We start from the raw sequence: 12,633 nt of genomic DNA, 5'->3' as shown, positions 1-12,633 counted from the left end.
GCAGCACATGGGTGCTACAACACATTATTGTTGGATTTGAAGAGTTGGGACCGCTGTCGGGCGCCTTGGCGCCATGCATACAAAGATTGCATACAATTTTTGTCTTACGATTTTGGCAGAACAATATGTGTGCCAAACGGGGTTGGAATGAAACCCGGCGGACACCCACTTTTGCGCATAAATAATTGATTTTTATGATTTATAAATTTGCATCGGAGGGGGTCTCGAGGCCATTTACCTGATCGAACGGTCAATTGGCCGGGTGACACAAATGTGAATTGTGGTAACGGTTTAGCGAAACGTGTATCCACTTGAGTGATACGCTGGTACACAATTACGAAATCGCGGGGCACGCCCGCTCCTACCCATGGGGCGCACAATTTCACGCTGCAACTTTTTGTCTCAGCACATTTACGGCATGCTGGTGCGATCAAGGAATATCGGAGCTGGTAATGACGGAAAAACTCCCCGCATCGACCGTAGAGCGTGTCTACCTGGGGGTCCACGAAGCGATCCGCAAGCGCACCCTGCGCCCCGGCATGAAACTGGGCGAGTCGTCGCTTGCGGAGCTGTTCAAGGTCAGTCGCACGTCCGTGCGCGCGGCGCTCAAGCAACTTGAAGGCGACGGCCTGGTCTCCACCGAACTGAACAAGGGCGCCTGGGTGTCACTGCCCAGCGACGAAGACATTCGCTCGGTGTTTGAAACCCGGCGCCTGATCGAGATCGGTATCGTCACCGAGCTGTGCCGACGCACCGACAAAAGCGTGCTGCAGCCCCTGCGCCTGCATGTCGCCGAAGAAGAAGCCGCCGCCGATGCGGGCGACCACGCCCGCTACGTCAACCTGCTCGGCGAGTTCCACTTGCGCCTGGCCGAGGTGCTGGACAACCCGGTGCTGCTGGACTGGTTCCGCAAGTTGATCGAACGCGGCTCGCTGTACGCCTCGACCCTGGACGACGAGCGCCACGAAGCCTGCCGTGGCAATGAGCACCTGCGCCTGATCGAGTTTCTCGAAGCGGGCGATCAGACGGCGGCCATTGAGCTGGTGTGCACGCACCTGCGGGGTATCGAAGAAGCCATTCTCAAGGCCACACAAACCTTGAAAGCCGACTACCACCCGCTCAAGCATCTGCTGGGCGGCTGAACCCTGGCCATTCACGATCCAACTGATATTGATCCCGATATTTAATTGGCAAATGCACCAGGGCTTTTTATAGGATCTTCACGGTTTTACGGGTTTGATGTTGTGTGTGGCTTTGTGGCTTGTGGCTTGTGGCTTGTGGCTTGTGGCTTGTGGCTTGTGGCTTTTGTGAGCTTATCCATTGGCCACGGCGGCGCTGAATCACCTTTGCGCCCTTACGGCGCCTTACTTTTTTTCAGTCGAAAAAAAAAGTAAGCAAAAAATTCTCGCCCCACCAGGGGCCCTACGCTTCGCTTCGGGTCCCCTCGCTACGGTGTCGCTACGGGGCATTGCGAGCTACGACTTGCTTCGCCAAGTCTACGCTTCGCAACTTCGGCCACGGCCGAAGGCGCTTCGCGCTAGCCCCTACACGACACCTCCACTCGGCCCTTCTGGTTAACGGGGCAGGTAGATCAAAAGCAAGATCAAAAGCAAAAGAGCAAAAGCAAAAGAGCAAAAGCAAAAGCAAAAGAGCGGTGCCTACTGACTCACCTTGGTCCAAAAGCAAGAGCGCAGCGAATTGTGCTCTTGATCTTGATCCACCCGCCCCGTTAACCAGAAGGGCCGAGCGGAGGTGTCGTGGAGGGGTGAGTGCGAAGCACCTTCGGCGATAGCCGAAGTCGCGAGACGTAGAGTTGCTTGCAACTCGTAGGCCGCGATACCCCGTAGCGACGCCGGAGTGAGGGGACCCGTAGCGAAGCGTAGGGCCCCTGGTGGGGCGAGACCTTTGTGTTCCTTTGGGGCGTTTGCCAAAGGAACCCGCCGTAAGGGCGGAAGGGGCCAGTGGCCCCACCACACAAAATGGATAAGCTCACCATCACCATCACCATCACCATCACCATCACCATCACCATCACCATCCAATCCAAACCTTCCCGACAATCCACGAAGAACCTTTTTATAGGGTGGGCGCGCGCGCCAATGAGGTCCTGAAATGTTTGATCGTGTTTTCATCAATGCCGTCGCCGCCGACGGCAGCCCCCTCTCCCTGGCCGTCGCCGATGGCCGTATCGCTCACCTGGGTGCTGACCTTGGCCCCCTTGAGGGTGTAGAGCGCATCGACCTCGGCGGGCACGTGGTGCTGCCCGGCTTTGTCGACGGCCATATCCACCTGGACAAAAGCTTTGTCGGCGACCGCTGGCACCCGCACCAGAGCGTCGCCAGCCTGCGTGAACGCCTGGCCGTGGAGAAACGCGAACTGGCCCTGGCGCCGCCGATTGTCGACCGCGCCGATGCCTTGATTCGCCAGGCGGTGTCGTTCGGCACCGTGGCCATGCGCTGCCATGTGGATGTCGATGCCACCACGGGCCTGACCCATCTGCATGCGGTGATGCAGGCCCGGGAACAGTGGCGCGGCATCGTCGACATCGAGCTGGTGGCCTTCCCCCAGGCCGGGGTGATGTCCTGCCCGGGTACCGCCGATGTGCTTGAGGCGGCCATCGCCGACGGCGCCGAGGTCATCGGCGGCATCGACCCCACCACCCTGGACGGCGATGCCGAGGGCCAACTGGACGTGGTGTTCGGGATTGCCGAACGCCGTGGCGTGAAGGTCGATATCCATCTGCACGAACCTGGCCTGCAAGGCATCGAGCAATTGCAGCGCATCGCCGCACGTACGCACGCAGCCGGCCTGCAGGGACGCGTCAGCGTCAGCCATGCCTACGCCCTGAGCCAGGTGGAACGGGATGTTGTGCAGCGCACGGCGGCAACGCTGGCCCAGGCCGGTGTCTCGATCATGACCAACGCTCCGGGTGACCACCCCTTCCCGCCTGTGCTGCAGCTACGCGCCGCCGGGGTGAACGTGTTCACCGGCAACGACAATATCCAGGACGCCTGGTGGCCCTATGGCAACGCCGACATGCTTCAGCGCGCCATGCTCATCGGTTATCGCTCCGGCTTCTACAGCGACGAAGACCTTAATGTAGCGCTGGCCATGGCGACCACCGCCAGCGCTGCGGTCATGCACAAGCGTGACTACGGCCTGGCGGTGGGCAACGAGGCAACCTTCGTGGTGATCAAGGCCCCGAACGCAGCCGCCGCGGTGGCCGCCGCCCCGTCCGAGCGGCGCCTGGTGCACCATGGTCAGCTGTGCCCGGCGCCGGTCGGGCTGCAGTTCGATGTGCATCCGGCGCGGGCAGCGGGTTCAGGTGCCTGATTTCAGTCGGCTGAACGCGCGGGTCAACGCCCGGTTGAACGCCTTGCCGTTGTCGTTCTTGCTGTACAGCCGCGCCCGTACCTCGGCAGGCGGATAGGTGGCGGGCGCGTTGCGGATCGCCGGGGCTACCAGGGCATCGGCGGCGGTGATGGCGTTGGCGTACTGGATGTTGTCGGTGATCGGGGCGATCACCTCCGGACGCATCAGGTAGTCCATCAAGGCCATGGCCGCCTCGGGGTGCGGGGCGTCCTTGGGAATCACCAGGGCGTCGAGCCAGATCAGCGTGCCTTCACGGGGAATGCTGAACTTCAGCGTGACGTCCTTGCTGGCCTGTTGCGCCTGCTGCTGGGCGATGGCGACGTTACCGTTCCACGACATCGCCAGGCAGGTCTCGCCGGTGGCCAGGTCGTTGATGTTGCGGTCGTTGTCAAAGTAGCGGATGTACGGGCGCACCTTCTGCAACAGGGCCTCGGCCTGTTGCAGGTCTTCAATGCGCTGCTGGTTGATGTCCAGGCCCAGGTAGCGCATGGCGGCGGCGAACACTTCGTTGGGATCGTTGAGCAGGCTCACCCCGCAGCTGGCAAATTTCGACACCACCTCGGGATCGAACAGCATCGCCCAGCTGTCGGTGGGTGCCGACGGCAGCCTGGCCTCCACCGCCTGCTGCTGGTACCCCACCCCCGTGGTGCCCCAGGCGTAAGTGCCGGCGTAGCGATTGCCGGGGTCGAACACCGCCATGTGCTGGCGGAACTCTTCGCCAATCCCGGCCAGGTGCGGCAGCCGCGCCTTGTCCAGCGGCTGCAGGGCACCGCTGCTGATCGCCCGCGACAGGTGCTGGCCAGCGGTCAGCACCAGGTCGTAGCCACTGCGACCGGTCAGCAACTTGGTCTCGACGGTTTCCAGCGAATCGAAATGGTCGGCCACCACGCGGATGCCCGTGCTTTTTTCAAAGTTGGCCAGGGTATCCGGGGCCAGGTACTCGCCCCAGATATACAGATTGACCGTCGCTTGCCGGGTGTCGGCGGCCTGGGCCTGCGCACTGCATGCCAGCGCAAGGGCCAGACCACAGGCGCGCAGGTTCATGAGGCTTTTGCTCCTGAGTATTGAGGCATAGTGATGCAGGCGACGTTGCCGCCACCCAGGAGGATCTCGCGCGAGTGCTCAATGCCGATGATGCGGTGGCCTGGGAACAGTTCGGCCAGGGTGGCCTGGGCGACGGTGTCGTTGCGATCGCCAAACAACGGCAGGACGATGGCCGAGTTGCCGGCGTAGTAGTTGATATACGAGGCGCAGATTTTCGTTCCGACCTGGCGCAGGTGGGTGCCGTCGACCTGGTCCAGCCCGGCCGCTTCCTCGGCCTTCCACTCCAGTACATCCGGCTGCGGCAACTTGTGCACCTTGAGCGCACGGCCGCGGCTGTCGCGGGTACTGCGCAGGATGTCGTAGGCCTCCTGGTAGATTTCCCACTGCGGATCATCGCGGTTGTCGGTCCATTGCAGCACCACTTCGCCGGGGCGCACGAAGCAGGCCAGGTCGTCGATGTGGCCATCGGTCTCGTCGAACTTGCAACCGCGCGGCAACCAGATCACCTGCTCGGCGCCCAGATAGTCCTGCAGGCGCCGGGTCACTTCCTCCTTGCCCAGGTGCGCGTTGCGGTTGCGGTTGAGCAGGCATTGCTCGGTGGTCAGCACACTGCCCTGGCCGTCGCTCTGGATACCGCCCATTTCGGCGATCAGAGGCGCGCGGTAGCGGTCCAGGCGTTCGATTTCGAGGATCTTCTGGGCAATCTGGTCGTCCTTGTCCCAGGGGTAGTACAGGCCGCCGTCGAGCCCGCCGTAGGCATTGAATTCAAAGTCGACACCGCGCACTTCGCCACTGGCATCGTTGACCACGAAGCAGGCACCGCTGTCGCGAAACCAGGTGTCGTTGCAGGTCATCTCCACCACCCGCACCTGGGGCGGCAGCAGGCGGCGGGCATTGGCGTACTGGGCCGCCGATGCGCACACAGTGACCGGTTCGCTGGAGGCGATGGCCGTGACGATGTCGACCCAGACCTTTTGCGCAGGCTTGGCGCCGTTGCGCCATACATCCGGACGCTCGGGCCAGCCAAGCCAGCAGCCGGCCTTGTGCTCGAATTCGCCGGGCAAGCGGAAACCATCGGCCTTGGGAGTGGTGGTGAGGGAACGAGCCATGAGCGACCTCTGCATCGGGTGGGTGTAGCTGCACGCTACGCCGGCGCTGCCCAGGCTTCCAACGATGAAAACTTGCGGATTGATGAATTGAATTCAGGGTTCGGCTATTTGAGCGGTGAACCATTCTATGAAGTCGGCCACCGCGCCGCGCTCCAGGCGCAGGCGTTCGCACACCAGCGCATATTGGCCCAGGGCCGTGACACTGGCGCTGAAGGGGCGCACCAGGCGGCCGCTGACCAGGTCGGCCTGGCAGGTCAGGTTATCGCCCATGGCCACGCCCTGCCCCAGCGCCGCCGCTTCCTGCGCCAGCGCTGCATGGGGGAAATACAGGTGACGTGCGGGTTGCGCGTCGTCGGCATGGGTGGCGAGCCAGGCGGTCCAGGTCTTGCCGTCCTGATCGTCATGCAGCAGGCAATGACGCACCAGGTCACGCGGGCGCTTGAGGCCGCCGAGGTTGAACAGCCCCGGGCTGCACACCGGAAAAAACTGCAGCAACGGCAAGGGCCGGACGAAGTGGGTGCTGGCATCCAGCGGACTGGTGCCATAGGTGATGGCGATATCAATATCGGCAGCAGGCGCGCCTGCATCGATGGGCTGCTCGTGCAGGTGCAGGGTGATATGCGGGTAGCGGCTGCTGAAATCGGCCAGCCGCGCCACCAGCCACTTTTGCGCGAGCTCGGCGGTGACCGCCAGGCGCAGCACTGCCTGGGACGCCGGATCACGTAGCTCGTCGCACGCCTTGCCGATCAGCTCGAAGGCCTGCTGCAACTGCTGCAACAGCCGCCCCGCTTCTGCGCTCAGGCGTACCTGGCGGCCCTGGCGCACGAACAGCTCGACGCCCAGCTGTTCTTCCAGCTGGCGAATCTGATGGCTCACGGCACTGTCGGTGACACACAGCTCGGCGGCGGCACGCCCGAAATGCCCGTGGCGGGCAGCACACTCGAATGTTCGCAGGGCAGTCAGTGATGGCAATCGACGCATGGGGCAGGCTCCGGGATCGGCAGGCAGCATAGCGCAAGCCAAAGGTCGAAGGCAGGCGGCCCATTGCTGGCAAAGTACTACCTGCTCCGTTAGCATGCCGCAGAATTCGCCCGCCGGGGCCGCATGGAGAGCGTTACACGTGCTGTTGAGCATCCCGACCCTGATGCTGGTTGCCACATTCATCTTCGCCTTGATGGGTGTACTGACCTTGCATGCCTGGCGCCACGGGGCACGCGAGTGCACCCTGGGCTACCAGGGCCTGATGCTGGTGCTCGCAGCCTTCGGCGTGATCCTGCTGAGCCTGCGTGGCATGGGGCTGGATTTCATTGCCCTGGTGCTGGGCAACATCATTCTGCTGCTGAGCGCCGCCTTCAACTGGACCGCCCTGCGCGTGTTTGGCGGGCGACGGCCCCATGTGCCCGGGATCGTGGCCGGGCCGTTGTTGTGGTTAGCCTGGAGCACCACGCCAGGCTTCTCTGACGAACTGGCCCACCGGGTGATGGTGTATTCGCTGATGGTGGGCGGCTACAGCACACTGACGGTGTTCGAGCTGTGGCGTAACCGCAAGCGCCTGGAAGTCTCCTACCTGCCGGCCCTGTTACTGACGTTGATGCACGCGGGCTTCTATGGCGTGCGGGCGTTCTATGACCCGGGCATTTCCCTGCAGCAGGCCCTTTCCGGTGCAGGCTCCACGGCCACCTTTTTCGCGTTCATGCTGTTCGAGTCCATGCTGTATGCCATCGGCATTGCCTACGTGACCCTGGCGATGGTGCGTGAGCGCACCGAGCTCAAGCTCAAGGCAGCGGCCTTCTCCGACCCCCTGACCGGTATCGGCAACCGCCGGGCGTTCCTGGCCCGTGGCGAGCAACTGTTGGCCGATTGCACACGCAGGGGTGAGCCGGTGGCGCTGTTGCTGTGCGACCTGGACCACTTCAAACAGCTCAACGACAACTATGGCCACCAGACGGGCGACCAGGCGTTGATCGCCTTCAGCCGGGTGTCCAGCCAGTGCATTCGTCAAGGGGATGTGTTTGGCCGTATTGGTGGCGAGGAGTTTGCGTGTTTGCTGGCCAACACCGATGAAGCGGAAGCGTTGCGGGTGGCGCAGCGTATTTGCAGCCACTTCTATGCGTTGCCGCTGCTGGAGCCGGGGTTGTTGAGTGTAAGTATCGGGATTGTCGGCAATAGCGGCGGCCATGACCTGGCGCGGCTGCTGTCGATGGCCGACAGTGCGCTGTACCGGGCCAAGGATGAGGGGCGTAATCGGGTGGAGCTTTATGGTGGACAGGTCATCGCGGGGCAAGCCCGCTCCTACAGGCGCCTGTAGGAGCGGGCTTGCCCCGCGATCGCTGATCAGGTTGCATCACGCGTGAGCCAGTCAAGCAGCCATAAGCCGGCAGGCCCCGGCGGGGTGAGGCGCGACCACGCGGCGTCCACGGCAATGGGCCGCGGCCAACCGGCCAGGGGCAATTCCACCAGCTGCCCATGGCCATACTGCTGCACCAGCCCATGGGGCAGTTCGGCCCAGCCAAAACCCTGCTCGGTCATTTCCAGCAGCAACAGGTAATCCGGCGCCGACCACACCCGCCCCTGTGGTTTGTTTTCGCTGTCGGCCCAGGTATTGAGGTAGAGCTGGCGATGGCTGGCAAGGTTGGCCTGGGTCAGGCGCTCAAGGCTTGCCAACGGATGCTCGCGGGCAACAAAAATCCCCATCTGTGCTTGCCCCGGCAACCGCCGCACGGCGATGTCCGGCGGGTATTTCGCCTGCGCCGCCAGCAACCCCAGATGCGCCCGGCCACTCTGCAGCAAACTCAACACATCCCCCGCCTCGGCGATCATGCATTCGAGCTCGATATCCTGGTAGCGCTGCTCGAACTGGCGCATCACGTCATTGTCCGGGCTCAGTTGGTACATATCGGACAGCACGATGGTCAGGCGCGGCTCGACGTTGTCGGCCAGGCGAATGCTGAGCTCGTCCAGCCGTTCGCTGGCGGCGAGGATTTCCTGCACATGGCCCAGCACCTTGCGCCCGGCCTCGGTCAGTACAGGGTGACGGGCCTGGCGGTCGAACAGGCTGACACCCAGGTCGGCCTCAAGGTTGGCAATCGCGGCGCTGACGGTGGATTGGCTCTTGCGCAATTTACGCGCCGCCGCCGAGAAGGAGCCCAAGGCGACCGCTTCAACAAAGGCCTGTAATGCTTCAGGTGAATAGCGCATGGTATATCGCTTTTTACGATGGAACCTATTTTTAACATACCCAAAAAAACGATGACAATCGCGCCATTGAAATCAACCGTTCAGGTGTTGTCATGATTGCGTCCAACAAATCCTTTGCCGAGCGAATCGTCCACGCCGTGGGCTTCGAGGCCATTGCCGTGCTGATCTGTGCCCCCATCGGTAGCTGGTTGCTGAACCGCTCGATGCTGGAGGTCGGTACCCTGGCGGTGGTGCTCTCGACCGTGGCGATGCTCTGGAACATGCTCTACAACGCGGTGTTCGACCGCCTGTGGCCTGCTGACCGGGTGATCCGTACCGTCAAGGTCCGGGCCCTGCACGCCAGCGGTTTCGAGATCGGCTTTGTGGTGATCGGCGTGCCGATTGCGGCGCTGATGCTCAATCTGTCGCTGTTGCAGGCGTTCACGCTGGAGATCGGTTTCTTCGTCTTCATGCTGCCCTACACCATGGCCTACAACTGGGCCTACGACCTGCTGCGCCAGCGCCTGGTGAAAACCCGGACCGCAGCCTTGCAGACGCAATAAGCCGTGTGGCCGATGCATCAGCCTGGCGGGCGACCCAAACCCGATAGGGGTTGGATTCGTGAAATTTATCTGGTAGTTTTTCATGAAAATATACCAATAAAAATTCACGAGGCCCGCCATGTTCAAGCAGTCCGCCCAGCATGTCGCCAGCTACTACGCCCGCACTTTCCCCACCACCATCCCGCTGCGCTCCCCCCTCCACGAAGACCTCGACACTGAAGTGCTGGTGATCGGCGCCGGTTTCAGCGGCCTGCATACCGCGCTGCGTCTGGCTCTGGCCGGCAAGCGGGTGACGGTCCTGGAAGCCAGCCGGGTGGCCTGGGCGGCGTCGGGGCGCAACGGCGGGCAGGCGTTGCTGGGCTGGTCGTGCGACATGCCGCCCCTGGAAAAGGCCCTGGGCCAGGAACGTGCCCGCCGACTGTGGGACAGCATGTGCTGGGCCGCCGAAGAAATGCGCGCCCTGCCCCAGCGCCACGGCTTTGACATCGACTACCAACCCGGCAGCCTGTGGGCCGCCGTGCTGCCGCGCCGGGTCGGGATGCTGCGTGACGCCCAGCGCGAGGCCGTGGAAAAGTGGGGCTACGACAAGCTGCGCCTGATCGACCGCGACGAGTTGCCCGACTGGATCGACAGCCCCCGCTACCAGGCCGCGCTGTATGACCCTGAGGGCGCCCATCTGAACCCGCTGAAACTGGCCCAGGGCCTGGCCGCCGCCATCGAGGCCGCTGGCGGGCGCCTGTATGAACAGACCCGGGTACTGGACTACCGCGAAACCGCCAGCGGCTTTGTGGCCCGCACCGAACACGGCGAAGTACGCAGCGACGTGCTGGTGCTGGCCTGCAATGCCTACATCGACGGCCTGGACCGGCAACTGGCGCAGCGCCTGCTGCCGGTGGGTTCCTACCAGGTGGCTACCGCGCCCCTGGACCCGGTACTGGCCCGCTCATTGCTGCCGCGCAACAGCTGCGTGATCGATAACCAGTTCGTGCCCGACTACTTTCGCCTGACCCCCGACCACCGCCTGCTGTTCGGCGGTGGCTGCACTTACCTGGGCGGGATTCCCCGGGATGTGGCCGCCGCTACCCGGCCGGTGCTGGAGCGCGCCTTCCCGCAGTTGCGCGGCGTGGCCATCGAACACGCCTGGGGCGGGCACATCGACTGCAGCCTGCGGCGCACCCCGGACATCGGCAGCAGCGGCCAACGCTATTGGTTGCAGGGCTTTTCCGGGCATGGCGTACTGCCGACCCTGGCCGGCGCCCGCGCCGTCAGCGATGCCATTCTTGGCGATACCGACTTGCTGGCGTTGTACCAGGCCATCGACAACGGCCGCTTCCCCGGCGGCGACCTGCTCGCCGCCCCGCTGGAAGCGGCGGCCAAGGCCTGGTACCGCCTGCGCGACAACCTTTGAGAGGACAGCACCATGGACATGCAGGATGAAATCGAAGGCCTGGCGATCCTGATCCGTGACCTGCGCAAGCACCGCAACCTGACCCTGGGCGAACTGGCCCAGCGCATCGACCGCTCGGTGGGCTTTCTGTCCCAGGTCGAACGTGGCCTGTCGCGCCCCACCGTGGCCGACCTGACCGCGATCAGCGAAACCCTGGATGTGCCCACCACCTACTTCTACAACCTGAGCAAACCCCGGGAGCTGGACTGGGTCACCCGCCCCGGTGAGCGGCGCACCCTGTACTACGCCGGCGGCATTACCGACGTGCTGGTCTCGCCCAAGCTCACCGGGGGCTTCTCCATGCTCGAAAGCCACCTGGCGCCCGGCGCCAGCAGCGGCGAAGGCCACCTGGACGACAGTTCCGAGCAAGGCGGCTTCGTGCTCGAAGGGCAATTGAGCCTGTGGCTCGATGACAGCGAAGCGCCCGTGACCCTGAACCCCAACGACAGTTTCCAGCTACCGCCACACAGCCAGTTCCGCTACGCCAACCTGACCGACCAACCGACCCGGGTACTCTGGGTATTTCGTTGAATAACGCTGCAGGATCGCATTCGATGACAACAACAAAAAGCTTTCCCGATTTGCTCACTGAAGTCCGTGAATTTCGCGCCCGATTCCCCGAGGTGCGCTATGTCGACCTGATCAGCCTGGACATTCCCGGGCACTTCTATGGCAAGCGCTACCCCATCGACATGCTTGAGAAAGTCGCCGCCGGCAGCCCCCTGAAACTGCCGCAGAACTGCGTGCTGCTGGGTGTTCAGGGCGGGCTGTTCCCGATTGGCGACTACTGCTTCAACGACGGCGACCCCGATGCACCGCGGCGCCTGATCCCTGGCACCCTCAAGCCGGTGCGCTGGGAAAACCAGCCCCTGGGGCAGATGCTGATCAGCTCCGATGGCACCGCCTCGCCCGTCGAATTCGAGCCCCGTGAAGTGCTCGCCCGGGTGCTGCAGCGCCTTGAACAGCGCGGCATTCGCCCGGTGGTGGCGTTCGAGCTTGAGTTCTACCTGTTCGATCGCAGCCTCAAGGACGGCCTGCCGCAGTTCCCTCGCGACCCGTTCAGCGATGACGCCGACGATCAGCCGAACATGCATATCGAGCGCCTGTCGCGCTATTCCGATGTCTTGCGCGAGATGGTCGAGGCGGCCAATGAGCAAGGCGTGGACGCCAACGTGATTACCGCAGAGCTTGGCCCTGGCCAGTTCGAGATCAACTTCGGTCATTGTGATGACGGCCTGCGCGCCGCAGACTGGGCGGCCCTGTTCTGCCGCAGCACCCGTGGTGTGGCGCTCAAGCACGGCATGCGTGCAAGCTTCATGAGCAAGCCCTACCTGCAGGCCCCGGGCAGTGGCATGCACGTGCATGTCAGCCTGTACGACCGGGAGGGCAACAACCTGCTCGCCGCCAATGACCAGCAGCCCCTGCGCCATGCCGTGGCCGGCTGCCTGGAGCTGCTGCCGCACTGCATGCCGATCTTCGCCGCCAACCACAACGCCATGCGCCGTTATGGCGCCATGGTCAACGCCGCCAGCCGTGCCAGCTGGGGTTATGAAGACCGTGATGCGTGCATCCGCATTCCCGAGTCCGACCCGCGCAACCTGCGTATCGAGCATCGCCTGGCCGGCGCCGACGCCAACCCGTACCTGGTGCTGGCGGCCATCCTGAGCGGCATGGAACACGGGCTGGACGCCGGCCGCGAACCGATTGCCCCGCTCAATGAAGACCGCAGCAGTGGCATCGACTTTCCCAAGGACATGCTCACCGCCGTCAGCGCCATGCGCCAGCATCCGGCAGTCAATGAAGGGTTGGGCAGCGAGTTTGTGATGGTGTATTGCGAGAACAAGCGCCAGGACCATCTGGCCTTTTTGCATGACATCAGTGCGCGGGAGTATCGCTGGTTTCTTTGAGTGACTGATCGCGG

At 63.4% G+C, this 12,633-nt stretch carries 11 protein-coding genes; 7 read left to right on the top strand and 4 right to left on the bottom strand.

All coding sequences use genetic code 11. The features are described 5' to 3' along the window. The first annotated feature begins 452 nt into the window (after positions 1-452). On the top strand, positions 453-1,142 hold the full coding sequence (locus U9R80_RS10120; RefSeq protein WP_301841378.1) for a GntR family transcriptional regulator: 690 nt from the start codon (positions 453-455) through the stop codon (positions 1,140-1,142). 970 nt (positions 1,143-2,112) lie between these two features. Further along, positions 2,113-3,333, top strand: a complete 1,221-nt coding sequence (locus tag U9R80_RS10115; protein WP_301841379.1) for an amidohydrolase family protein — start codon at positions 2,113-2,115, stop codon at positions 3,331-3,333. Here U9R80_RS10115 and U9R80_RS10110 read toward each other — a convergent pair. The 3 genes from U9R80_RS10110 to U9R80_RS10100 all read right to left on the bottom strand — a co-directional run bounded on the left by U9R80_RS10110 (position 3,322) and on the right by U9R80_RS10100 (position 6,506). After that, positions 3,322-4,416 carry an extracellular solute-binding protein gene (locus U9R80_RS10110; RefSeq protein WP_301841381.1) on the bottom strand — a complete coding sequence of 365 codons (1,095 nt, stop codon included), beginning with the start codon at positions 4,414-4,416 and terminating at the stop codon, positions 3,322-3,324. The two genes, U9R80_RS10115 and U9R80_RS10110, sit on opposite strands and share 12 nt — an antisense overlap. Continuing rightward, positions 4,413-5,525 carry an agmatine deiminase gene (gene aguA, locus U9R80_RS10105; RefSeq protein WP_301841382.1) on the bottom strand — a complete coding sequence of 371 codons (1,113 nt, stop codon included), beginning with the start codon at positions 5,523-5,525 and terminating at the stop codon, positions 4,413-4,415. Before aguA ends, U9R80_RS10110 begins: the two co-directional genes overlap by 4 nt. A gap of 93 nt (positions 5,526-5,618) precedes the next feature. Then, positions 5,619-6,506, bottom strand: a complete 888-nt coding sequence (locus tag U9R80_RS10100) for a LysR substrate-binding domain-containing protein (RefSeq protein WP_301841383.1) — start codon at positions 6,504-6,506, stop codon at positions 5,619-5,621. 139 nt (positions 6,507-6,645) lie between these two features. Between U9R80_RS10100 and U9R80_RS10095 the strand changes: the two genes are divergently transcribed. Beyond that, positions 6,646-7,833: a GGDEF domain-containing protein gene (locus U9R80_RS10095; protein ID WP_301841384.1), complete on the top strand. Its 1,188-nt coding sequence runs from the start codon at positions 6,646-6,648 to the stop codon at positions 7,831-7,833. 26 nt (positions 7,834-7,859) lie between these two features. Here the strand turns inward: U9R80_RS10095 and U9R80_RS10090 are convergent, their stop codons facing one another. Further along, entirely contained in the window at positions 7,860-8,723 is an 864-nt protein-coding gene (locus U9R80_RS10090) for a LysR family transcriptional regulator (RefSeq protein ID WP_301841386.1), read from the bottom strand. Between the two features lie 92 nt (positions 8,724-8,815). Here U9R80_RS10090 and U9R80_RS10085 point away from each other — a divergent pair, with 92 nt between their 5' ends. The 4 genes from U9R80_RS10085 to U9R80_RS10070 all read left to right on the top strand — a co-directional run bounded on the left by U9R80_RS10085 (position 8,816) and on the right by U9R80_RS10070 (position 12,619). Beyond that, positions 8,816-9,265 (top strand): multidrug/biocide efflux PACE transporter, encoded by a 450-nt coding sequence (locus U9R80_RS10085; protein WP_301841388.1) that lies wholly within the window; start codon positions 8,816-8,818, stop codon positions 9,263-9,265. A 118-nt stretch (positions 9,266-9,383) separates the two neighbouring features. After that, positions 9,384-10,673 (top strand): NAD(P)/FAD-dependent oxidoreductase, encoded by a 1,290-nt coding sequence (locus U9R80_RS10080; protein ID WP_301841390.1) that lies wholly within the window; start codon positions 9,384-9,386, stop codon positions 10,671-10,673. Between the two features lie 12 nt (positions 10,674-10,685). Continuing rightward, positions 10,686-11,243 carry a helix-turn-helix domain-containing protein gene (locus tag U9R80_RS10075; RefSeq protein ID WP_028944292.1) on the top strand — a complete coding sequence of 186 codons (558 nt, stop codon included), beginning with the start codon at positions 10,686-10,688 and terminating at the stop codon, positions 11,241-11,243. Positions 11,244-11,266: 23 nt separating this feature from the next. Beyond that, positions 11,267-12,619, top strand: coding sequence for a glutamine synthetase family protein (locus U9R80_RS10070; RefSeq protein ID WP_301841391.1), 1,353 nt, complete (start codon positions 11,267-11,269; stop codon positions 12,617-12,619). The last annotated feature ends 14 nt before the right edge of the window (positions 12,620-12,633 follow it).

The organism is Pseudomonas sp. JQ170C, from assembly GCF_035581345.1.
Taxonomy (GTDB): Bacteria; Pseudomonadota; Gammaproteobacteria; order Pseudomonadales; family Pseudomonadaceae; genus Aquipseudomonas.
This window is presented reverse-complemented; position numbering and strand designations above follow the sequence as displayed.